The following is a 22,806-nucleotide window of genomic DNA, read 5'->3' as shown; positions in this document are numbered from 1 at the left end:
GGCCCTGCCGCGCGCCCGCCACTACGGGGAAGGGCGCATCGGCGATCGCCCCTTCATTGCCATTGATACCGGCGGTTTCGAGCCGGTGGTCAAGGAAGGCATCGTTGCCGAGATGGCCAAGCAGACCAAGCAGGCCGTGGTCGAGGCCGACGTGGTGATTTTCATCGTCGACGGCCGCCTGGGCCTTGCGCCGCAGGATCGCGCCATTGCGGATTACCTGCGCAAGACTGGCCGCCGCATCATGCTGGCAATCAACAAGGCCGAGGGCATGAAGTACACCTCGGTCGCCGCCGAATTCTATGAGCTCGGCATGGGCGATCCGTACGCGATCTCCGCTGCCCATGGCGACGGCATCCGCGAACTTGTCAACGAGGCGCTGGAGCTGGCGGTGCAGGAGCGCCCCGAACTGGCCGAGGAAGAGGACGAGGGCCATCGCGGCGTCAAGATTGCCATTGTCGGACGCCCCAATGTGGGGAAATCGACGCTGGTCAATACTCTGATCGGCGAAGAGCGAGTGATTGCGTTCGATATGCCGGGCACCACCCGGGATGCCATCTACGTGGAGTTCGAACGTGGCGGCAAGCCGTACACGCTGATCGACACCGCCGGCCTGCGCCGGCGCGGCAAGGTGTTCGAGGCGATCGAGAAGTTCTCGGTGGTCAAGACGCTGCAATCGATCGCCGACGCCAATGTGGTCGTCCTGTTGCTTGATGCACAGCAAGATATCTCCGAACAGGACGCACATATCGCCGGCTTTATCGTTGAGTCTGGCCGGGCGCTGGTGGTGGGCGTCAACAAGTGGGACGGGCTCGACGGCCACGCCCGCGATCGCATCAAGCACGACCTGGAGCGCAAGCTGCAATTCCTGAGCTTCGCGAATTTCCACTTCGTGTCTGCGCGGGAACGCACAGGCATTGGCGCCTTGATGCGTTCGGTGGACGACGCCTACGCGGCGGCGATGGTGAAGTTGCCGACGCCGCAGCTCACGCGCGTGCTGGAGGAGGCAGTTACCTTCCAGCAACCCAAACGGGTGGGGGCGTCGCGGCCCAAGCTGCGTTATGCCCACCAGGGCGGGTCCAACCCGCCCATCATCGTGATCCACGGCAATGCCCTCTCGGGGGTTGCCGAGACGTACCGGCGCTACCTGGAAAACCGTTTCCGGGCGGCGTTCAAGCTGAAGGGCACACCGCTTCGCATCGAATTTCGCACGAACAAAAACCCGTACGCCGACTCGAAGGATTGAGTCCGGAAAGGGGTCTTTGGCGGGGCAAGTTTTCGTTTGCGTTCGTTTGGAACTGCGGCTAAATTCACGGTAGCAGGGGGGTTCCCTGTGCGTTGATGCCGACTTGGTACCGTTTTGATCTTTTTTCTGGCGCGTTTTTGCGCCGCATGACTTGAACCGGGGACTTTGGTCCCCATTATTCACCACTAAACCTATAAATTTGGAGTGTGCCATGAGCAACAAAGGGCAACTGCTACAAGACCCGTTCCTGAACGCGCTGCGCAAAGAGCACGTGCCGGTTTCCATCTACCTCGTCAATGGCATCAAGCTGCAAGGCAATATCGAATCGTTCGACCAGTACGTCGTCCTGCTGCGTAACACCGTGACGCAGATGGTCTACAAGCATGCGATTTCCACCGTTGTTCCGGCGCGCGCGGTCAACTTCCGCGTGGATGATTCCGCCGAAGCCTGATCTCCGTCCTGGCCGCATCCGCATGCGGCCATTGCCTCGCGGCATCATGCGGGCGCCATGTGGCGCCGCCATGGTGCCCGGTACCGGCGCCCCGCCGCAGCGGGTGCCGGCGCCAGCCGGATTCCAGGTCCATGTCTGACCGCGGTTTCCGGTTCCGGCCAGCCCATCCAGGCCAGCCGTCCGCCAGATTCCCCTCGTAACCCGTTCTTCCGCGCTTCGCGCCCTCCGCTTGGATCCCAGAGCTACTTCCAACACAGAACCTTCGCGCGCCATCCTCGTTGGCGTCGACTTCGGCAAGCATGACTTCCAGGAAAGCCTGAGCGAGCTCGCCTTGTTGACCTCCACCGCCGGTTCAACGCCGGTGCATACGCTGACAGGCAAGCGTTCGCGGCCGGATCCTGCGCTCTTTATCGGTTCGGGCAAGGCGGAGGAGCTGAAGGAAGCCGCCGACGCGCTGGACGCCGATGTGGTGGTGTTCAACCACGCCCTCAGCCCGGCGCAGCAGCGTAACCTGGAGCGCTTCCTGCAGCGGCACGTGATCGACCGGACGGGGCTGATTCTCGATATCTTCGGACAGCGCGCGCAAAGCCATGTGGGCAAAGTGCAGGTCGAACTGGCCCAGGTCGAATACCAGGCCTCGCGGCTGGTCCGCGCGTGGAGCCACCTGGAGCGGCAGAAAGGCGGTATCGGCATGCGCGGCGGCCCCGGCGAGCGTCAGCTCGAACTTGACCGCCGCATGCTGGACACTCGCGCCAAACGGCTCAAGGCCGACCTGTCGCGCCTGCAGCGCCAGCACAGCACCCAGCGCCGGGCGCGGGCGCGCAATGACACGCTCAGCATTTCGCTGGTCGGCTATACCAATGCCGGCAAGTCGACATTGTTCAATGCCCTGACCAAGGCGCGGGCCTATGCCGCCGACCAGCTGTTTGCCACGCTGGATACGACTTCGCGCCGGCTGTTCCTGGACGGACTTGGCAACGTCGTCCTGTCGGACACGGTCGGCTTTATCCGCGACTTGCCGACGCAGCTGGTCGCGGCGTTCCGCGCCACGCTCGAGGAAACCGTGCATGCCGATCTGCTGCTGCATGTTGTCGACGCTTCCAGCCCGGTGCGCCACGAGCAGATCGAGCAGGTCAATCGTGTGCTGGCGGAAATCAACGCGTCCGACATCCCGCAGATCGTGATCATGAACAAGATCGACGCCGCGCCCGAGTTGATGGACGATGGACCGCGTGTCGAGCGCGATGAAGACGGCGTGCCGACCCGGGTCTTCCTGAGTGCCCGCGAGGGCATCGGTCTGGACGCCCTGCGCGAGTCGATCGTCGAGGTGGCGCAGTGGCTGGCGAACCGGCCGCCCGAGCCTGAGCCTTACGATCCGCGGCTGGCTGAACCCGGCATGCACCATGACGACGCCAGCGATGGCGATGGTGAAGCCGGCGCGGAAGATCACCGCTGGTCCTGACCCTTTTCGCCGCGATTCGCCGCCTGATTGGGCGAATTGGTCAAAAGTGGCTCGGATGACTGCTAGAATCCTCCTGTTACAAACTTCCCCGGACCCGTGCACTTCATGCCCCAGTTCTCCCGGAATCCTGACTCGAGCTTTACACGAGGTGGCCGATTCCCGCTACGCGCGGGCTGGCATCGCCTGCGCGCAATCTTCTCGCTGAACGACCCGCGTTGGGGTCGCAACGGTCAGGACGACGAAGACAAGGAAGGCCGCGATAACAACCGCCAGCAGAACCAGCGTCCGCAGGACGGTCCGCCCGATCTCGACGAACTGTGGCGGGACTTCAACCGGCGCCTGAATGGCTTGCTTGGCCGCAAGGAAAATGGCGGCGGCAATAACCAGGGCTTCGGCGGCCCGCGCACACCGGGCAAGAGCTCCGGCGTCGGCGTCGGCGTCGTGGCGGCGGCCGTTGTCGGCATCTGGCTGGCCAGTGGCTTTTTCATGGTGCAGGAAGGCCAGACCGCAGTGATCCTGCAGTTCGGCAAGTTCAAGTATTCGGCCGGCCCCGGCATCAACTGGCGCATGCCCTGGCCGATCCAGTCGGCCGAGATCGTCAATCTGTCGGCCGTGCGTTCGGTGGAAGTCGGCCGCTCGACGTCGATCAAGGACAGCAACCTGAAAGACTCGTCGATGCTGACGCAGGACGAGAACATCATCGACGTTCGCTTCACGGTGCAGTACACCATCCAGGACGCCAGCGAATTCCTGTTCTTCAACAAGACCGACCGCGGTGGCGATGAAGAGCTCGTGACGCAGGCCGCCGAGACCTCGGTGCGCGAGATCGTCGGCCGCAACAAGATGGATGCGGTGCTGTACGAGAACCGCGAGCAGATCGCGCAGGCGCTGGCCAAGTCGGTGCAATCGATCCTGACTGCGTACAAGACCGGTATCCGCGTGATTTCCGTCAACGTCCAGAGCGTGCAGCCGCCCGAGCAGGTGCAGGCCGCGTTCGACGACGTGAACAAGGCCAGCCAGGATCGCGAGCGTGCGATCAGCGAAGGGCAGGCCTACGCCAACGACGTGATCCCGCGCGCCAAAGGTACGGCTGCGCGTCTGAAGGAGGAGGCCGAAGGCTATCGCTCCCGCGTGACGGCGCAGGCCGAAGGCGATGCTTCCCGCTTCCGTTCGGTGCAGACCGAGTACGCCAAGGCGCCCCAGGTGACGCGCGATCGCATCTACATCGAGACCATGCAGCAGATCTACAACAATTCGACCAAGGTGCTGGTGGACGCCCGCCAGGGCAACAATCTCCTCTACCTGCCGCTGGACAAGCTGATGTCGCAGGCTGCAGATGGCCGCGCCGGAGCGCAGCCGGGCCAGCCCGCCGCCGGGACAACCCCGACGCCGGCGCCGGAGCCGGGAGCGGACATCCGTTCCCGCGAATCGATGCGTAACCGCGACCGCGATTCGCGCTGAGGAGACCGTCATGAACCGACTGATTTCCTTTGCGATTGGCCTCTTTATCCTGCTGGCCGTGGCGTCTTCCATGCTGTTCGTCGTCGACCAGCGCCAGTATGCCGTGGTGTTCGCCTTCGGCGAGATCAAGCAGGTGGTGCGCGAGCCCGGCCTGCATTTCAAGCTGCCGCCACCGCTGCAGAACGTGGTGTTCATGGACCGCCGCCTGCAGACGATCGATGTCGCCGCCAGCGAACGCTTCCTGACGGCCGAGAAGAAGAGCATGGTGGTGGACTGGTTCGTCAAATGGCGCATCACCGATCCGAAAAAGTTCTTCGTGGCGTTCGGTGGCAATGTGCGCAGTGCCCAGGACCGCATGACGCAGCGGATCGACGCCGTGGCGCGTGAAGAGTTTGGCAAGCGCACCGTGGCCGACGTGGTTGCCGGCGAGCGCGAGAAGGTCATGCAGTCCATCCGCACCGGCATGGCCGAGTACGCGCAGTCCGTCGGCGTCGAGATCCTCGACGTGCGCCTCAAGCGTGTCGATCTGCTGCCAGCCATCAGTGAATCGGTCTATCGCCGCATGGAAGCCGAGCGCAAGCGCGTGGCCAACGAGCTGCGCTCCACCGGTGCGGCTGAAGGCGAGAAGATTCGCGCCGATGCCGATCGCCAGCGCGAAGTGGTGCTCGCCGAAGCGTATCGCGACGCCCAGGTGATCAAGGGCGAGGGCGATGCCAAGGCGTCGCAGATCTATGCCGATGCGTTTGGTCGCGATCCACAGTTCGCGCAGTTCTGGCGCAGCATGGAGGCGTATCGCAATACCTTCCGCGACAAGCGTGACGTGATGGTGCTGGAGCCGAACTCGGAGTTTTTCCGCTATATGCGCTCCAGTGGCGGCAATGCCGCGGCGGCCGGGGCGTCGGGCTCGCCCGCAGGACGCCGCTAGGGCAGTCGCGCTGAGAATGTGGCGAGATGACAAAACCCCGGCTTGCCGGGGTTTTGTCCGGCTGGGGGCATCCGCCCGGAGTGATGGCCGGGGCGCGCGGGCGCCGATCTGAATTCCCGGGCTGACCGGCCCGGAGCCGTCCGGCAGGAGGCCGAACGGTGCAACCGTTTTACCGAGAAGAGATTCACCATGTCCAACCATTGGCTGCTGCCAGAAAACATCGCCGACGTGCTGCCGTCGGAAGCGCGCAAGATCGAAGAACTGCGCCGCCGCATGCTGGACCTGTTCCGCACCTACGGCTATGAGCTGGTCATGCCGCCGATGCTGGAATACCTGGAATCGCTGCTGACCGGCACGGGTCATGATCTTGACCTGCGCACGCTCAAGCTGGTCGATCAGTTGTCCGGCCGCACCATGGGCCTGCGTGCCGATATCACGCCGCAGGTAGCGCGCATCGACGCTCACCTGCTGAACCGCCCGGGCGTGACGCGCCTGTGCTACGCAGGCAATGTCCTGCATGCGCGCCCGGCGGGTTTCCACGCCACGCGCGAGCCAATCCAGATCGGTGCCGAGATCTATGGCCATGCCGGGCTGGAAGCCGACGTCGAGATCCAGGAATTGATGCTGGCGGCGCTCCAGGCCGCGGGGCTGTCGGATGTCCGTCTCGACCTTTGCCATGCGGGCATCCTGGAAGCCCTGCTCGACGGGCTGCCCTCGATCCGAAAGATCGAGGATGCGATGTTCGCCGCGCTGGAGACGAAAGACGTACCGGCTCTGCGCGAACTGACCGTCGGTCTGCCGCAGACCGAGCGCGATGCCCTGCTGGCATTGCCTACGTTGTATGGCGGCGTCGAAGTGCTCGAGCGCGCCCGCGCGACCCTGCCCGCGAGCCCTGCCATCGGCCGCGCGCTGGACGAGCTGGCGGCGCTGGCGGCGCAGGTGCGCGGGGCGAGCGTCAATATCGACTTGTCCGACCTGCGTGGCTACCACTACCACAGCGGCGTGATGTTCACGGCATACGTGGCCGGCCTGCCCAATTACGTGGCCCGTGGCGGCCGCTACGACAAGGTGGGCGAGGCCTTCGGTCGCGCGCGTCCGGCGACCGGCTTCTCGCTGGATCTGCGTGAAGTGGCGGCACTGTCACCCGTGGAAGTCCGGGCGCTGGCGATTTTCGCGCCGTGGGATGCCGATCCCGCGCTGCGGGCGGCCATCGTGGCACTGCGTGCTGCCGGCGAAATCGTGATCCAGTCGTTGCCTGGCCACACCCATGAGCTCGATGAATTCAACTGCGATCGCCAGCTGGTGCGCCAGGATGGCGGCTGGGTGGTGGTGCCGCGCTGATTCGCTTGGGCGATCCGGCTCGCAAAATGCGAGAATCGCCCGGCAACAAGAGTAGAATACGTTTTTAACCTATTGACCAAAGCAATATGTCCGCATCCGCAGTAGGCCAGGGACGCAATGTCGTCGTGATCGGCACCCAATGGGGTGACGAAGGCAAAGGAAAAATCGTCGATTGGCTTACCGACCATGCAAAGGGCGTGGTGCGGTTTCAGGGTGGTCACAACGCCGGCCACACCCTGATCATCGGCGGCAAGAAAACCATTCTCCGCCTGATCCCGTCGGGGATCATGCGTGACGGCACGGTCTGCTACATCGGCAACGGTGTGGTGCTGTCGCCCGAAGCGCTGTTCCGTGAAATCGAAGAACTCGAAGCTGCCGGCCTGCAGGTGCAGAACCGCCTGCGCATCTCCGAAGCCGCGACGCTGATCCTGCCGTACCACGTGGCCATTGACAAGGCGCGCGAAGCCCGCCGTGGCGCAGCCAAGATCGGTACCACCGGCCGCGGCATCGGCCCGGCCTACGAAGACAAGGTGGCACGCCGCGCGCTGCGCGTGCAGGACCTGTTCGATCCGAAGCAATTCGCCGAGCGCCTGCGCGAGAATCTCGATCTCCACAACTTCATGCTCACCCAGTACCTGGGCGCTGAGGCTGTCGATTTCCAGAAGACGCTGGACGAAGCGCTGGCCTACGCGCCGCGCCTGGCACCGATGGTCGCCGACGTGTCGGCCGAGCTGTACGCAGTCAACGCTGCAGGCGGCAACCTCATGTTTGAAGGCGCGCAAGGCACGCTGCTGGACGTCGATCACGGCACCTACCCGTTCGTGACGTCGAGCAACTGCGTGGCCGGTGCGGCCGCGGCCGGCGCGGGCGTCGGCCCGGGCCGCCTGAACTACATCCTGGGCATCACCAAGGCCTATTGCACGCGCGTGGGCGCCGGTCCGTTCCCGAGCGAGCTGTACGACAACGACAATCCTGCCCGCCAGGATCCGGTGGGCGTGCGCCTGGCCAACATCGGCAAGGAGTTTGGCTCGGTGACCGGCCGTCCGCGCCGCACTGGCTGGCTGGATGCCGCCGCGCTGAAGCGCTCGGTGCAGATCAACGGCGTGTCGGGCCTGTGCCTGACCAAGCTGGACGTGCTCGATGGCCTGGAAACCATCAAGCTGTGCGTGGGCTACACCCTCGACGGCCAGACGGTCGATATCCTGCCGCGCGGCTCCGATGCCGTGGCGCGCTGCGTGCCTGTCTACGAAGAATTCCCCGGCTGGAACGAATCGACCTTCGGCGTGAAGGCGTGGGATGCGCTGCCGGAAGCGGCACGCGTGTACCTGAAGCGCGTCGAGGAAGTGGTCGGCATTCCGATCGACATGATCTCGACCGGTCCCGATCGCGACGAGACCATCCTGCTGCGTCACCCGTACCTGGCCTGACCCGGCAGCAGTAGTCCGCAAAGGCCGCGACGCCACGAGCGACGCGGCCCGGCAAGAACATATCGGCCCGCGCAAGCGGGCCGAACCATATCGGTCAACCGACCAGAAGCTAGAAAGAGCAAATCATGAACCTGCCAACGAACGACGAAGAGAACCTGTGGGTCTCCTGGGATGAATACCATCGCCTGATCGCACGTCTGTCGTTGAATGTGCATGAGTCGGGCTGGAAGTTCGACAAGATCCTGTGCCTCGCGCGCGGCGGCCTGCGCGTGGGCGACCAGATGTCGCGCATCTTCGACGTGCCGCTGGCCATCCTCGCGACCAGCAGCTATCGCGAAGCCGCCGGCACGCAGCAGGGTGACCTCGATATCGCCCAGTACATCACGATGACCCGCGGCGAGCTGTCCGGCAAGATCCTGTTGGTCGACGACCTCGTGGATTCCGGCATCACGCTGGAACGCGTCGGGCGTCACCTGAAGGAGCGCTACCCGGCGGTAACGGAGGTTCGTTCTGCGGTGTTGTGGTACAAGGCCTGCTCCAAGGTGGAGCCGGACTACCACGTCACGTTCCTGCCCTCGAACCCTTGGATTCATCAGCCGTTCGAAGAGTACGACACCCTGCGTCCGCACAATCTCGCGGCCTGGCTCAAGCGCGGCAAGCGCGCTGCCCTGGAAGGCGGCAATTCGGCTGAGTGACAGGCTGAGGCGGCGCAGGAGCTTGCGCCGCGGCCCCGGCCTGCAACGGCCGGGACCTTGCTTCGCTTAGTAGCCCACTGTGAATCGCTGGCGCGAATGCGCCGGCTTTTCAATTTTATCGAGCATCGCGATGGCGAAATCTTCCATCGAGATCCAGCTCTTGCCCGCTGCGTCAGTCAGCAGGGATTCCTCGCCAGCGCGATATTTGCCGGTGCGCTCGCCCGGTTCGAACAATGCGGACGGCGAGATGAACGTCCAGTCGATCTGTTTTTCGCCGCGCAGCGCGTTGAGGAAGTCGCGCCCGGCCAGTGCCTCGGTCTTGTAGGCTTCGGGGAATCCCGGCGTGTCCACCAGTTGAACGCCCGGTGCCACGTAAAGGCTGCCGGCGCCGCCGACCACCAGCAGGCGCGCCACGCCGGCCTGCCGCATTGCGCTGAGGACCTGTTCTGCGCTCAGTTGCACGAAGCGGGCCGTGCTGATGACGACATCCTGGCCGGCGAGGGCGTTCGCCAGTGCCGCACTGTCGGTGGCATCCACATCGCGGGTGGTCAGCTTGGGGCGGGCATCGATGCGGCTGGCATGGCGAGCGATAGCCGTGACTTCGTGGCCCCGGCGCAGGGCTTCGTCGATCAGGCGCGTTCCTACGCGGCCGGTGGCTCCGATGATGGCGATTTTCATGGTCACTCCTTTGTGCTCAGGTTGTTGATTGGTGGTCAGGGTTGCGCTGTGCGCATTCGATTTTGATCTGAAACCAATTTGGTTACAGATCGCGTTAAAAAAAATCAGCGCTTGCGGCGCTGGGAGGCACGCTCGACATCGGCGAGCATGCCGGCAATCGTGATGCCGGCGAGCGCATCGTCCATGGCTGCCTGTGCCTGGTCGGCTACCTTCCGGAGCGCGCCGGTGATTTCCCGTCCGACCATGCAGGCCGGATTCGGTGCGCTCTGGTGCAGCGTGATCAGGGCCGTGGTCTCGACCGCGCGGAACACTTCGAGCAAGGTGATGTCCTGCGCGGGGCGAGCCAGCGCTGCGCCGCCGGTGCTGCCCATGGTGGTGCTGACCATCCCGGCCTCCGTCAATTGTCCGATCAGGCGGCGGATCAGCGCGGGATTCGTGCCTACGCTCCCCGCGATCAACGAAGACGGCAACGGCTCGCTCGCCCCGGCAAGCAGGGTGAGGATGTGGACGGCGACGGCAAACCGACTGCTGGTGCTCATGGTGTAGGCTCGATGTGAAACTATAGTAGTTACACATGATTGGGCGTGTCAAGCTCGGTATGTTGGAGTTCTGGTGCCTGATTATCGGGTCGAGTGCGAATCCTGCCGCGATAATGCCGGAATCGCCACTGAAACTGATACACTCATTCACATTGCCGGGCGTCGAGGCTTGGCAATGTCCGTCCCGGAAGACGGGTATCACGGACGGGAGTTCCGTATGTATTCAAATGCAGTGTCGCCAGCCAACAGGCTGCCAAGCAAGGAGTGCAAGTTGCCGGATCAGGTGTTCAAACACAGCGCGGAAAACAAAAAACCCGCAGGGCTAGAAAGCGCTGCGGGTTTTCCGGTGATCTGGTGCCCAGGAGAGGACTCGAACCTCCACAGTGTTGCCACCGCTAGGACCTGAACCTAGTGCGTCTACCAATTCCGCCACCTGGGCAGGTGTCGAAACAACCGAAGCGCTCATTATAGCGACCGCAAAACTTTTGTCAAACAGTTTCCAGAAAAAATTGAATCAGAATAACTATCCGATCCCCAGCCGGGAAGAAATCCTCGGCGTACTGAGAACGTCGGGGTCGCCCCTGTCGGCCGGCGATATCGCCAAGGCCCTGGCGGTTACGCGCAAGGAACATGACGGTTTCCAGAAGCGCCTGGCGGCGATGGAACGCGACGGCCAGATCGAACTGAACCGCAAGGGCCGCTACGAACTGGCGCATCAACCGAATTTTGTCGTCGGCCGGGTGCAGGGGCACCGCGATGGATTCGGCTTCCTGATCCGCGATGACGGCGAAGACGATATCTTTCTGCCCGAGCGCGAGCTGCAGAAGGCCATGCACAACGACCGCGCACAGGTGCGTGTGGTGGGCTACGACCGGCGCGGCCGGCCCGAAGGCCAGATCGTCGAGATCATCGAGCGCGCCAATCGCTATGTGATCGGCCGCCTGCTCAGCGAGGGCGGGGTGCTGGTGGTGGCGCCGGAAGACAAGCGCATCAGCCAGGACATCCTGATCCCGCCCAAGGCGCAGGGCAAGGCGCGTGTGGGGCAGGTGGTCAGCGTCGAGCTGATCGAGTACCCGGACCGTTACGTGCAGCCGGTTGGCCGTGTGGTGGAAGTGCTGGGCGATATCGATGACCCCGGCATGGAGATCGAGATCGCCGTGCGCAAGTACGGCGTGCCGCATGCATTTTCGCCAGCCGCCGCCAAGGAAGCGGCAGCATTGCCGGACGAAGTGCGCCAGGCCGACCTGGAGCACCGTATCGACCTGCGCGACGTGCCGCTGGTCACCATCGACGGTGAAGACGCGCGCGACTTCGATGACGCGGTCTACTGCGAGCCGGTGAAGATTGGCCGCACCAAGGGTTGGCGCCTGATCGTCGCGATTGCCGACGTGTCGCACTACGTGCGCCCCGGCACGCCGCTGGACGCCGATGCGCTCGACCGTGCCACCTCGGTTTACTTCCCGCGCCGCGTGATTCCGATGCTGCCGGAGAAGCTGTCCAACGGCCTGTGCTCGCTCAACCCGCAGGTCGACCGGCTTTGCATGGTGTGCGATGCCGTGCTCACTGCCAAGGGCGAAATCAAGGGCTATCAGTTCTACCCGGCTGTGATGCACTCGGCCGCGCGCCTGACCTACAACGAGGTCTGGTCGATCCTGTCCAATACCAAGGGCCCCGAGGCGCATAAGCGCGGCGAACTGGTGCCGCACCTGCAGAACCTGTACGAGCTGTTCCAGGTCCTGCTCAAGGCGCGGCGCGCGCGTGGCGCGATCGACTTCGACACGACCGAAACGTATATCGTCTGCAACGCGCAGGGCAAGATCGAGCAGATCCTGCCGCGTACGCGCAACGACGCGCACCGCCTGATCGAGGAGTGCATGCTGACGGCAAACGTCTGCGCGGCCGATTTCCTCGAACGCTTCAAGCATCCCGCCCTCTACCGGATCCATGCCGGCCCGAGCGAGGAGAAGCTGAAGAACCTGCGCGACTTCCTCAAGACCGCGGGCCTGGCGCTGGGCGGCGGCGACAAGCCGCAGGCATCGGACTACGCCGAGGTGATGGACAAGATCAAGTCCCGCCCCGACGCGCCGATGCTGCAGACCATGCTGCTGCGCTCCATGCAGCAGGCGGTCTACAGCCCGGATAACATCGGCCACTTCGGACTGGCGTACGAGGCCTATGCGCACTTCACCAGCCCGATCCGCCGCTATCCCGACCTATTGGTCCACCGGGCCATCAAGGCGGTCCTGGCGCATACGAAGTACCAGCCGGCTTTTGCTCACGGTACCGAGTTCAATACCGCCATCTCGCCGAAGGCGCGCCGGCTGCAGGCGAAGGACGCCGAGCAGAAGGCCGAACTGACCGCGGCCCGCGCCAAGCGCAACGAGGCCATCTGGGACGAGCTGGGGCTGCATTGCTCGGCCAACGAGCGCCGTGCCGACGAGGCCTCGCGTGATGTCGAAGCCTGGCTCAAGTGCTACTTCATGCGCGACAAGCTGGGCAGCGACTTTGCCGGCACCATCAGCGCGGTGACGTCGTTCGGCATCTTTGTCCAGCTCGACGAGCTGTATGTCGAAGGCCTGGTGCATGTCACCGAGCTCGGCAGCGATTACTTCCAGTACGACGAAGCGCGCAACGAACTGCGCGGCGAGCGCACCGGCATCCGCTACCGGCTGACCGACCGGGTGCGCGTGCAGGTCTCGCGCGTGGATCTTGATGCACGCAAGATCGACTTCCGCCTGGTGCAGGAGCCGTCGGCCAAGACCCTGCGCGCCCGTGTGGCCTCGCCGGAGGCCCAGCCCCGCGTTCCGGCCGCGCACGCGGTGCCGGCGCGCAAGAAGGGACGCCAGCTGGCGGCCTTGCTGGGCGGCACCTCCAAGCCGGAGGAGTCGTTCGACGAGACCCTCGATCGCGTGATCGAGGAGCAGCCGGTGTTCGAGGCCGTCATCACACCGCTCAAGCCGCACGTGAAAACCGGCGGCAAACCGGCCAAGCATGCCGCGAAGCCCAAGCCGTCCCACCTGGACAAGCCACGCAAGACAGCGGCGAAGACCCACGCCGGCAAGTCACCCGCCAGGGGCGGCCGCCCGGCGCACAAGCGCTGATGCCAGGCGCCGGCCGGAATGCCGCGGGAGCGGCTTCCGGCCGGGGTGATCTGCCATCCGGCAGGGCCGTCGGCGGCGACTGGCGAGTACAATCGCGCCATGGCTAAAAACAAACTCCTGATCGGCTTCCACGCCGTTACCGCGCGCCTGCGCCAAGACGCCAAGGGCGTGACCGATGTCTACGTAGAAACTGCCCGGCGCGACCGGCGCATGCAGGACTTCATCCGCCTGGCCGAAAGCCTGGGCGTGCGCCTGCATCCGGTGGATGCCGACCGCCTGCGCGGCATGGCCGGCACCGACCGCCACCAGGGCGTGGTGGCCCGCGCCGAAGACGTGGCGCTGGCACTCAATCTCGACGAACTCCTTGACGGTATCGAAGGCACGCCGCTGCTGCTGATCCTCGACGGCGTGACGGATCCGCACAATCTGGGCGCCTGCCTGCGCGTGGCGGACGGCGCCGGCGCGCATGCGGTGATCGCGCCGAAGGATCGCAGCGTCGGCCTGAACGCCACCGTGGCGAAGGTTGCCAGCGGCGCGGCCGAGACCGTGCCCTATATCACCGTGACCAACCTTGCACGCACGCTGCGCGAGCTGCAGGAACGCGGCATCTGGGTCGTCGGCACGGCCGACGGCGTGGAGAAGACGCTCTATGACATCGACCTCAAGGGGCCGATGGCCATCGTGATGGGCGCCGAAGGCGAGGGCATGCGCCGCCTGACCCGCGAAACCTGTGACGAGCTGGTTGGCATCCCCATGGCTGGCGGCGTTGAAAGCCTCAACGTCTCGGTCGCCAGCGGCGTCTGCCTCTACGAGGCCGTGCGCCAGCGGCGCCTGCCGCGCTGACCATGAGCGGCGATCCCCTTGTCCCGACATCGGAACCGTGGCCCGGAATGGGCGAGGCACGGCGCCTGATCGCGAACGCGCGCAGCGTGTTCGTGCTCACGGGAGCGGGGATTTCCGCCGAGTCAGGCGTGCCGACATTTCGCGACGCCTTGACGGGCCTCTGGGCACAGTTCGATCCCGAGGAGCTGGCAAGCGAAGAGGCCTACCGGCGCCAGCCCGCCCTGGTGTGGGAGTGGTACCTGCATCGTCGCGAACTGGTGGCGGAGGCGCGGCCGAACCCCGCGCACTATGCGCTGGTGGCGCTGGCCGCGCAGAAGCCCGTGACGCTGGTCACGCAGAACGTGGACGGACTGCATCAACGGGCCGGCAGCCAGCACGTCATCGAACTGCACGGCAACCTGTTCGCCAACAAGTGGCTCAACGGGTGCGGCCGGTGCGACGAAGCCACGGCACTGCCTGGCAATCCGCCGCGCTGCAATCTGTGTGGCGCGCTGATGCGTCCGGGGGTGGTCTGGTTTGGCGAGGATCTGCCGCGCGTGGCGCGTTTTCGTGCGGAGCATGCGGCGGAGAGTGCCGATCTGTGCCTCGTGGTCGGGACATCGGGGCTGGTCTATCCGGCTGCGGGGTTGCCAGGCCTGGCCAGGGAGCATGGCGCGCCGGTGATCGTGGTGAATCCGCAGCCGTCGGTGCTGGACCAGACTGCCGATGTGGTGCTGCAGGCGGCAGCAGGCGCCTGCCTGCCGCTGCTGTGGCCGCAGTCCGCGGGCTGATTCGCAGCCGGCGGACTGTGCCGGGAATTACTGCGTCAGTTCCCCAATCAGCTTTTCCAGCTTGACCGCATCCGCCGCGAACAGGCGGATGCCCTCGGCCAGCTTTTCGGTTGCCATCGCATCTTCGTTCAGCTGCCACCGGAATGCCGGCTCATCTGCCGCAATGCGGGCGACATTGCCAGCCTGCGCTTCATCCACGGAGAGCTTGTGGGCCACCGGGCCTTGTCCGGCCGCCAGCTGCTCCAGCAGTTCCGGGCTGATGGTCAGCAGGTCGCAGCCCGCCAGTGCCAGGATTTGCGCGGTGCTGCGGAAGCTGGCGCCCATCACTTCAGTCGGATAGCCGAACTTCTTGTAGTAGTCATAGATCTGGCGCACCGAGCGCACGCCGGGGTCGTTGTCGCCGGCGTTGGCCGCGGCATTCCACTGGTCTCCGGCCTGCTTCTTGTACCAGTCGAAGATTCGCCCGACGAACGGCGAAATCAGCTGTGCGCCGGCCTCGGCGCAGGCCACCGCCTGCACCAGCGAGAACAGCAGCGTCATGTTGCAGCGGATGCCTTCGCGCTGCAGGATCTCGGCCGCGCGGATGCCTTCCCAGGTCGAGGCAATCTTGATCAGCACGCGCTCGCGCGCCACGCCGCGCTGCTCGTACAGCTTGATCAGGTGGCGGGCCTTTTCGACCGAGGCGTTGGTATCGAATGACAGGCGCGCATCGACCTCGGTCGAAACGCGGCCCGGGACGATAGCCAGGATCTCGCAGCCAAAGGCGATCAGCACGGCATCCATGACGGCATCGATACCGCCGTTGCCGTGGTGGTCGCGCACGGCCTGCTCCAGCAGGTGGCGGTATTCGGGCTTCTGCACCGCCTTCAGGATCAGCGACGGATTGGTGGTCGCGTCCCGCGGGGTGTACTGCTTCATCAACTGGAAGTCGCCGGTATCGGCCACCACCGTGGTGAACTGCTTGAGTTGTTCGAGCTGGTTCATAGTCGGTAAGTCGTTGCAGTCGAGGTGAGTCGTCGGTGGCACGCGGCCTGTCCCGGCCGTCGCGCGTGCTGTCTGGCTCATTGTACCGTCGGCAGCGGGCCGCGCCGCCGCAATCCGCTACACTACGCGCTTCCCCCAACGCAATCTGGCTGTTGTCATGACTCAGGATGAACTCAAGGCGATGGTGGCGCAAGCCGCGGCCGACTATGTGAAGCAGGAAGTCCCCGAAGGCGCCGTGCTCGGCGTGGGCACCGGATCCACCGCCAATCTCTTCATCGACGCCGTGGCGGCGTTCAAGGAGCGCTTCGCGGGTGCCGTATCCAGCTCGGAAGCCTCCACCCGCCGCCTGCAGCAGCATGGCTTCAAGGTGCTCGACCTGAATGAGGTCGACCAGATTCCGGTCTATGTCGACGGTGCCGACGAAATCGACGCCAGCGGCGCCATGATCAAGGGCGGTGGCGGCGCGCTGACGCGCGAGAAGATCGTCGCCTCGGTGGCCGGACGCTTTGTCTGCATCGCCGATGGCAGCAAGCTCGTCAGGACGATGGGCGCGTTCCCGCTGCCGGTCGAGGTGATTCCGATGGCACGTGCGGCCGTGGCACGCCAGCTCGCCGCCTTCGGCGGCCAGCCGCGCCTGCGCATGACCAAGGAAGGCGGGATCTACAAGACCGACAATGGCAATGTGATCCTTGATGTGGCCGGCCTGAAGATCGAAAATCCGCGCGGCCTGGAGCAGGCCATCAACCAGATGCCGGGCGTGGTCACGGTCGGGCTGTTCGCGCTGCGTGGCGCCGACGTGCTGCTGCTGGGAACCGGCGAGGGTGTGAGCCGCACGGATTTCTGACGGCTTGTCTGTTCCGCGGAAAGTAAAAAGGGGTGCCGGCGGCACCCCTTTTTTCATGGAGCGTAGCGCTCGTGTTCAGGCCTGCGGCGGCACGTAGCCTTGCGCCTGGTCTGCGCCTTCGCCGAAGAAGTACTTTTCGGTCTGCTTGAGCAGGTACTGGCGCGCGCGGGTGTCAGCCATGTTCAGCCGGTTTTCGTTGATCAGCATGGTCTGGTGCTTCAGCCAGCCGGCCCAGGCTTCTTTCGAGACGCTTTGCCAGATCTTCTTGCCCAGTTCGCCGGGCAGGGGCGGGAAGTCGAGGCCTTCGGCTTCCTTGTTCAGCTTGATGCAATGGACCATGCGGGCCATGGGGACTCCTTGTGTTCGTTTGACGTAGCTGGCGCTATTGTAGCCAAGCAGGGGAGTTGGCCGGTCCGCGGCCGCGATTGCCCCTACGCGCTTACAGCTTTTTCATCAGCACCATGGATTTGCGCTGCCAGTTATAGAGCTTGCGTTTGTCTTCAGGCAGGTCGTCCACGGTCGCGTGCACGAAGCCGCGCTTGAGGAACCAGTGCTCAGTGCGGGTAGTGAGCACAAAGAGCCGTTCCAGCCCCAGCGCGCGGGCGCGGCGCTCGATGCGCTTGAGCAGGCGCTCACCGTCGCCGGTGCCCTGTGCCTCCTGAGAAACCGTCAGGCAGGCCATTTCGCCCATGTTTTCGCGCGGATAGTCATACAGCGCGGCACAGCCGAACAGCACGCTGTCGTGCTCGATTACCGAGAAATTGGCGATGTCGCGCTCGATCAGGTGGCGTCCGCGCGGCACCAGCGTGCCATCCTGCTCCAGCGGCGCGATGAGTTGCAGAATCCCGCCTACGTCGTCGAGCGTGGCTTCACGCAGGCTCTCGAGGTCGGTGTCGGAAATCATCGTGCCGACGCCGTCATGCAGGAACAGTTCCAGCAGCACCGAGCCGTCCAGCGAGTAGGGAATCAGGTGGGCACGGGGCACGCCACCCTTGAGGGCCTTCACCAGATGCTCCAGGTAATTGGCGACATCGGGCTGCAGGTGGTTGTTCTGCAGGCGCTCAGCGGCGGTGCGCAGCGACATTTCCTTCATCAGCTTGCCGACCGGGTCGAACACGCCCGCCACCTCGGTGATGAAGATCAGCTTGTCGGCCTTGAGCGTGGTGGCGGTGGCGCTGGCCACGTCCTCCATCGACAGGTTGAACGCCTGGCCCGTGGGCGAGAAGCCCAGCGGCGACAGCAGCACCACCTTGCCATGCGACAGCGACATGCGCACGGATTCGCCGTCGACCTTGCGCACCAGCCCGGTGTGCTGGTAGTCCACGCCATTGACGATCCCGACCGGGCGGGCCGTGACAAAGTTGCCGGAGATCACCGACAGCTGGGCGCCGGCCATCGGCGTATTGGGCAGGCCCTGGCTGAACGCGGCCTCGATATCGAGACGCAACTCGCCGGCGGCTTCCTTCGCGCATTCGAGCGCGGCGTTGTCGGTAATGCGCACGCCGTCGGCGAACTGGGATTCGACATGGCGCAGCGCCAGTTGCTCTTCCACCTGCGGACGCGAGCCGTGCACCAGCACGATCTGCATGCCCATGGCGTGCAGCAGCGCGACGTCATTGACCAGCGCATTGAGCACGCCGGCCTTGACCAGTTCGCCCGCGAAGGCGATGACGAAGGTCTTGCCCCGGAACGCGTGGATATACGGCGCGACCGTGCGCAGCCAGTCGACGAACTGCTGCTGGTCGGGAGCGCCACGATCCGTGGCGTCGAGCGGCGGCTCGGCCACGGGCGACAGGGAAACGGCGCCGGGCTGGGGCTCAGCCGGCTCGGACGGGGCGGGCGCCTCCTGCGGCGCGTCGGTTCTGGCATTCATGCCGCGGATTATAATCCCGGCCAATGTCAGAACAACGCCCCGTCAAGCCTTCTTCGCCGCGCCAGCCTGTTGGCAGCGGCCGGCCCGCGCCCCGGCCCAACGACCAGCAAGCCACTCAGCCTGGCAAGCGGCCGGGCCAGCCTCCAAAGCCCGCCACCCAGTCCGCCGGCCAGCCCGCCAGACGGGCGGCGCAGCGTTCCGGTCCGCGCCCCGATAACTTCTCGGAAAACCGGCCTCCTTCGCCGCCCCCAGGTGGCGAGCCGGAGCGCCGGCGCGAGCCGCGCCAGCCCCGGCCGCCGCGCCAGGCCAACCCGCTGCCGCCGATCACCTTCCCGGAGGCCTTGCCGGTCTCGGCCCGACGCGACGAAATCGCCGCCGCGCTGCTGGCCAACCAGGTGGTGATCGTCTCGGGCGAGACCGGTTCCGGCAAGACCACGCAGTTGCCCAAGATCTGCCTGTCGATCGGGCGCGGCCCCGGGCGCGAGGGTGGTGGCCTGATCGGCCACACGCAGCCCCGGCGGATTGCGGCCACGTCCACCGCCAAGCGCATCGCGCAGGAGCTGGGCACGCCGCTGGGCGAGCACGTCGGTTACCAGGTGCGTTTCAACGACGCCATGTCGTCGGGCGCCTCGGTCAAGCTGATGACTGACGGCATCCTGCTGGCCGAGACGCAGAACGATCCGCTGCTGCGCGCCTACGACACGATCATCATCGACGAGGCGCACGAACGCAGCCTCAATATCGACTTCCTGATTGGCTACCTGCGCCAGATCCTGCCGAAGCGGCCGGACCTCAAGGTGATCATTACCTCGGCCACCATCGACGCGAAGCGCTTCGCCGAGCATTTCGCGTCCAACGGCAAGCCGGCGCCGGTGATCGAGGTCAGCGGCCGCCTGTATCCGGTCGAGGTCCGCTACCGGCCGATCGGCCAGGATGCCCCGGCGGACGGCTCGCCAAAGAGCGCCCAGGCGCGCGAGCGCGACCTGTTCGACGGCATTGTCGATGCGGTCGACGAACTATGCCGGCTTGGCCCCGGCGACGTGCTGGTATTCCTGCCCGGCGAGCGCGAGATTCGCGAGGCCGCCGAGGCCCTGCGCAAGCACCATCCGCCGCATACAGAGATCCTGCCGCTGTTTGCGCGGCTGTCGGTGCAGGAGCAGGAGCGGGTCTTCAAGCCGTCGAACGCGCGCCGCATCGTGCTGGCGACCAACGTGGCGGAAACTTCGCTGACGGTGCCCGGTATCCGCTATGTGGTGGATGCCGGGCTGGCGCGCGTGAAGCGCTATTCGTATCGCAACAAGGTCGAGCAGCTGCAGATCGAGTCGATTTCGCAGGCTGCCGCCAACCAGCGCGCGGGCCGATGCGGCCGGGTGGCCAACGGCGTCTGCATCCGTCTTTACGAGGAGTCCGATTTCGTCGGGCGCGTGCGCTTCACGGATCCGGAAATCCTGCGTTCCTCGCTGGCGGCGGTCATCCTGCGGATGAAGGCGCTGCGGCTGACGGATATCGAGGCCTTCCCGTTCATCGAGCCGCCGCTCGGGCGGGCCGTCGCCGACGGCTACCAGCTGCTGCAGGAGCTGGGCGCGGTCGACGACGCGAACCAGCTGACCCCCACCGGCCGCCAGCTCGCCAAGCTGCCGCTGGACCCGCGCGTGGCCCGCATGATCCTGGCCGCGCGCGAGCAGCAATGCCTGCGCGAGGTGCTGATCATTGCCAGCGTACTGTCCGTGCAGGATCCGCGCGACCGGCCGCAGGAAGCGCAGGAAGCCGCCGACCAGGCCCATCGCAAGTTCATGGACGAGAAGTCCGAATTCCTGGGCTGGGTCAAGCTGTGGAAATGGTTCGAGGAAGCGGTTGCCCACAAGAAGACCAATCGCCAGCTCCAGGACCAGTGCCGTGCCAACTTCCTGTCGCACGTGCGGCTGCGCGAATGGCGCGATGTGCATTCGCAGCTGCTGACCACGGTCACCGAGCAGGGCTGGCGGCTGAACGAGAGCGAGCCGACCTATGAGCAGGTGCACAAGGCCTTGCTGACCGGCTTGCTGGGCAATGTCGGTTGCAAGCTGGAGGACGCTGACGGCAAGGGCCGCGAGTACCTCGGCGCGCGCGGCATCAAGTTCCATCTGTGGCCGGGCTCGCTGATCGCGCGCAAGGTCGGCCGCTGGATCATCGCGGCGGAGCTGGTCGAGACCAGCCGCCTGTTCGCCCGCACGCTGGCGCGCATCGAGCCGGAATGGCTGGAACAGGTGGGCCGCCACCTGCTCAAGGTGAGCTGGAGCGATCCTCATTGGGAAAAGAAGGCCGGGCAGGTGCTGGCGATGGAGCGGGCCACGCTGTACGGGCTGGTGGTCTACCAGCATCGCCGAGTGCACTACGGCCCGATGAATCCGAAGGAAGCGCGCGAGATCTTCATCCGCCGCGCGCTGGTCGAAGGCGAGTTCGACACGCGCCTGCCGTTCTACGCCCACAACCAGCGGCTGGTGCGCGAGATCGAGAACCTTGAGCACAAGTCGCGCCGGCAGGACGTGCTGGTCGACGACGAGCTGATCTACGCCTTCTACGATCGCGCCATTCCGGCCGACATTTGCCAGCAGGTCACGTTCGAGAAGTGGTACCAGGCCGAAAGCGCCAAAGACCGCAAGCTGCTGTACCTCAATCGCGACGAGTTGATGCGGCACGAGGCGGCCGGCATCACGACCGACCTGTTCCCCAAGACCTTGGCGGTGTCGGGCGCCGACATGGGCCTGACCTATCACTTCGAGCCGGGCAGCCACCGCGACGGCGTGACGCTGACCGTGCCGCTGTACGCGCTCAACCAGGTCCGGCCGGAGCGCGCCGAGTGGCTGGTGCCGGGCATGATCAAGGAGAAGGTCCACCTGCTGCTCAAGTCCCTGCCGCAGAAGCTGCGCCGCCATTGCGTGCCGTTGCCGGAATATGCGGGCGGGTTTGTCTCGCGCCAGCCGTTCGGCGAGGGCGAGCTGGTCGACGTGCTGATCGCCGATATCCGCGAGCAGACCGGGACCATGGTGAAGCGGGCCGACTTCAAGCTGGAAACGCTGCCCGCGCACCATTTCATGAACTTCAAGGTGATCGACGAGCACGGACGCCAGCTGGAAATGGGCCGCAACCTGGCGCAGCTGCGGGCGGAGCTTGGCGGTCAGGCGCAGCAGTCGTTCCAGAATATCGCCGCCAGGGACGTGCCGGCGGCGGAGGCCGGGCAGTACGAGGGGCTGACGTCCTGGTCGTTCGGTGAGCTGCCGGAATTGCTGGAAATCCGCAAGGGCAACCAGACACTGTTCGGTTACCCGGCCCTGGTGGATTACGGCACGCATTGCGATGTGGAAGTCTTCGACGATCCGCAGGAGGCGGCGCGCATCCACTATCTCGGCCTGCGCCGGTTGTTCGCCTTGCAGCTGCGCGAACAGGTCAAGTTCATCGAAAAGAACATCCCGGGCCTGCAGCAGATGGCCATGCAGTACATGACGCTGGGCACGCAGGAAATGCTGCGCGACCAGATCGTGATGCTGGCGCTGGAGCGGGCCTGCCTGCAGGCGCCGCTGCCGCGCAACGAAGCGGAATTTGTCGCGCGCAAGGACGAAGGGCGCGCCAGGCTGTCGCTCCTGGCACAGGAAATCGCCCGCCTGGCGGCGGTGATCCTGGCCGAGTACGCGGGGCTGCCGCGCAAGCTGCTGCAGGCGAAGTCATTCGCGGCGGCCTACGCGGACATGGAAGGCCAGCTTGGGCGTTTGATGGGCAAGCAGTTCATCGCCGACACGCCCTATACGCAACTGGTGCATTTCTCGCGCTACCTGAAGGGCATCGCCATGCGGGTCGACAAGATCAAGGGCGATCCGGGCCGCGACAGCCAGCGCACGCAGGAGATGGCGCCGCTGATGCAGCAGTGGCAGCGGGCCGAGAAGCAACTGCGCGCGCAGGGCCGCGGCGTGGAAGATGCACGGCTGGATGAATTCCGCTGGATGCTCGAAGAACTGCGGGTCGCACTGTTTGCGCAGGAATTGCGCACGCCGGTGCCGATGTCGGTCAAGCGCCTGCAGAAAGTGTGGGAATCGATGCAGCGCTGACGCGGATGATCGGCCACAGGGTCGCGTCGGCGCATAGAAGTGTAAGTATTTGTGAGATCCTTGTCCGCCGTCAGGTGACGCGTCATC

The 22,806-nt window shown here is 65.2% G+C and carries 18 protein-coding genes and 1 tRNA gene; 13 read left to right on the top strand and 6 right to left on the bottom strand.

What is annotated here, in order from left to right; genetic code table 11:
* From der to RM96_RS18375, 8 genes are all read left to right on the top strand, one after another.
* Positions 1-1,243 (top strand): ribosome biogenesis GTPase Der (gene der, locus RM96_RS18410; protein ID WP_039012621.1); only part of this gene is annotated, 1,243 nt, incomplete at its 5' end.
* Positions 1,244-1,454: 211 nt separating this feature from the next.
* Positions 1,455-1,694 carry an RNA chaperone Hfq gene (gene hfq / locus RM96_RS18405; RefSeq protein ID WP_012353158.1) on the top strand — a complete coding sequence of 80 codons (240 nt, stop codon included), beginning with the start codon at positions 1,455-1,457 and terminating at the stop codon, positions 1,692-1,694.
* A gap of 229 nt (positions 1,695-1,923) precedes the next feature.
* The gene (gene hflX / locus RM96_RS18400; RefSeq protein WP_039012619.1) at positions 1,924-3,156 is read left to right on the top strand and encodes a GTPase HflX; all 1,233 of its coding nucleotides are present in this window, start codon (positions 1,924-1,926) and stop codon (positions 3,154-3,156) included.
* 105 nt (positions 3,157-3,261) lie between these two features.
* Positions 3,262-4,617, top strand: coding sequence for an FtsH protease activity modulator HflK (gene hflK, locus RM96_RS18395; protein ID WP_039012618.1), 1,356 nt, complete (start codon positions 3,262-3,264; stop codon positions 4,615-4,617).
* A gap of 10 nt (positions 4,618-4,627) precedes the next feature.
* On the top strand, positions 4,628-5,542 hold the full coding sequence (gene hflC, locus RM96_RS18390; RefSeq protein WP_039012617.1) for a protease modulator HflC: 915 nt from the start codon (positions 4,628-4,630) through the stop codon (positions 5,540-5,542).
* A gap of 189 nt (positions 5,543-5,731) precedes the next feature.
* Positions 5,732-6,883, top strand: coding sequence for an ATP phosphoribosyltransferase regulatory subunit (locus tag RM96_RS18385; RefSeq protein WP_039012615.1), 1,152 nt, complete (start codon positions 5,732-5,734; stop codon positions 6,881-6,883).
* Between the two features lie 86 nt (positions 6,884-6,969).
* Positions 6,970-8,310: an adenylosuccinate synthase gene (locus tag RM96_RS18380; RefSeq protein ID WP_039012613.1), complete on the top strand. Its 1,341-nt coding sequence runs from the start codon at positions 6,970-6,972 to the stop codon at positions 8,308-8,310.
* Between the two features lie 125 nt (positions 8,311-8,435).
* Positions 8,436-9,005: a phosphoribosyltransferase gene (locus tag RM96_RS18375; protein WP_039012612.1), complete on the top strand. Its 570-nt coding sequence runs from the start codon at positions 8,436-8,438 to the stop codon at positions 9,003-9,005.
* A 66-nt stretch (positions 9,006-9,071) separates the two neighbouring features.
* Here the strand turns inward: RM96_RS18375 and RM96_RS18370 are convergent, their stop codons facing one another.
* The 3 genes from RM96_RS18370 to RM96_RS18360 all read right to left on the bottom strand — a co-directional run bounded on the left by RM96_RS18370 (position 9,072) and on the right by RM96_RS18360 (position 10,661).
* The gene (locus tag RM96_RS18370; protein WP_039012611.1) at positions 9,072-9,683 is read right to left on the bottom strand and encodes an NAD(P)-dependent oxidoreductase; all 612 of its coding nucleotides are present in this window, start codon (positions 9,681-9,683) and stop codon (positions 9,072-9,074) included.
* A 104-nt stretch (positions 9,684-9,787) separates the two neighbouring features.
* Positions 9,788-10,222 carry an Rrf2 family transcriptional regulator gene (locus RM96_RS18365; RefSeq protein ID WP_039012610.1) on the bottom strand — a complete coding sequence of 145 codons (435 nt, stop codon included), beginning with the start codon at positions 10,220-10,222 and terminating at the stop codon, positions 9,788-9,790.
* A gap of 352 nt (positions 10,223-10,574) precedes the next feature.
* Positions 10,575-10,661 (bottom strand) — tRNA-Leu (locus tag RM96_RS18360).
* A gap of 70 nt (positions 10,662-10,731) precedes the next feature.
* Here RM96_RS18360 and rnr point away from each other — a divergent pair.
* The 3 genes from rnr to RM96_RS18345 all read left to right on the top strand — a co-directional run bounded on the left by rnr (position 10,732) and on the right by RM96_RS18345 (position 14,936).
* Positions 10,732-13,323, top strand: coding sequence for a ribonuclease R (gene rnr, locus RM96_RS18355; protein ID WP_039012609.1), 2,592 nt, complete (start codon positions 10,732-10,734; stop codon positions 13,321-13,323).
* Positions 13,324-13,422: 99 nt separating this feature from the next.
* Positions 13,423-14,166, top strand: coding sequence for a 23S rRNA (guanosine(2251)-2'-O)-methyltransferase RlmB (rlmB, locus tag RM96_RS18350; RefSeq protein ID WP_039012672.1), 744 nt, complete (start codon positions 13,423-13,425; stop codon positions 14,164-14,166).
* A 2-nt stretch (positions 14,167-14,168) separates the two neighbouring features.
* Positions 14,169-14,936 carry an SIR2 family NAD-dependent protein deacylase gene (locus RM96_RS18345; protein ID WP_039012608.1) on the top strand — a complete coding sequence of 256 codons (768 nt, stop codon included), beginning with the start codon at positions 14,169-14,171 and terminating at the stop codon, positions 14,934-14,936.
* Positions 14,937-14,963: 27 nt separating this feature from the next.
* Here the strand turns inward: RM96_RS18345 and tal are convergent, their stop codons facing one another.
* On the bottom strand, positions 14,964-15,920 hold the full coding sequence (gene tal / locus RM96_RS18340) for a transaldolase (RefSeq protein WP_039012606.1): 957 nt from the start codon (positions 15,918-15,920) through the stop codon (positions 14,964-14,966).
* A 157-nt stretch (positions 15,921-16,077) separates the two neighbouring features.
* Here tal and rpiA point away from each other — a divergent pair, with 157 nt between their 5' ends.
* On the top strand, positions 16,078-16,764 hold the full coding sequence (gene rpiA / locus RM96_RS18335; RefSeq protein ID WP_039012605.1) for a ribose-5-phosphate isomerase RpiA: 687 nt from the start codon (positions 16,078-16,080) through the stop codon (positions 16,762-16,764).
* A 75-nt stretch (positions 16,765-16,839) separates the two neighbouring features.
* On the opposite strand, the gene RM96_RS18330 is transcribed toward rpiA, so the two are convergent.
* Together RM96_RS18330 and argA are read right to left on the bottom strand one after the other, a co-directional pair.
* Positions 16,840-17,112, bottom strand: a complete 273-nt coding sequence (locus RM96_RS18330; RefSeq protein ID WP_039012604.1) for an oxidative damage protection protein — start codon at positions 17,110-17,112, stop codon at positions 16,840-16,842.
* 91 nt (positions 17,113-17,203) lie between these two features.
* Entirely contained in the window at positions 17,204-18,637 is a 1,434-nt protein-coding gene (argA, locus tag RM96_RS18325; RefSeq protein ID WP_039012603.1) for an amino-acid N-acetyltransferase, read from the bottom strand.
* A gap of 23 nt (positions 18,638-18,660) precedes the next feature.
* Here argA and hrpA point away from each other — a divergent pair, with 23 nt between their 5' ends.
* The gene (hrpA, locus tag RM96_RS18320) at positions 18,661-22,719 is read left to right on the top strand and encodes an ATP-dependent RNA helicase HrpA (protein WP_039012600.1); all 4,059 of its coding nucleotides are present in this window, start codon (positions 18,661-18,663) and stop codon (positions 22,717-22,719) included.
* The last annotated feature ends 87 nt before the right edge of the window (positions 22,720-22,806 follow it).

The organism is Cupriavidus sp. IDO (assembly GCF_000812465.1).
Classification (GTDB): domain Bacteria; phylum Pseudomonadota; class Gammaproteobacteria; order Burkholderiales; family Burkholderiaceae; genus Cupriavidus.
Note: the sequence above shows the minus strand (reverse complement) of the source record. Positions and strands in the feature narration are given on the sequence as shown.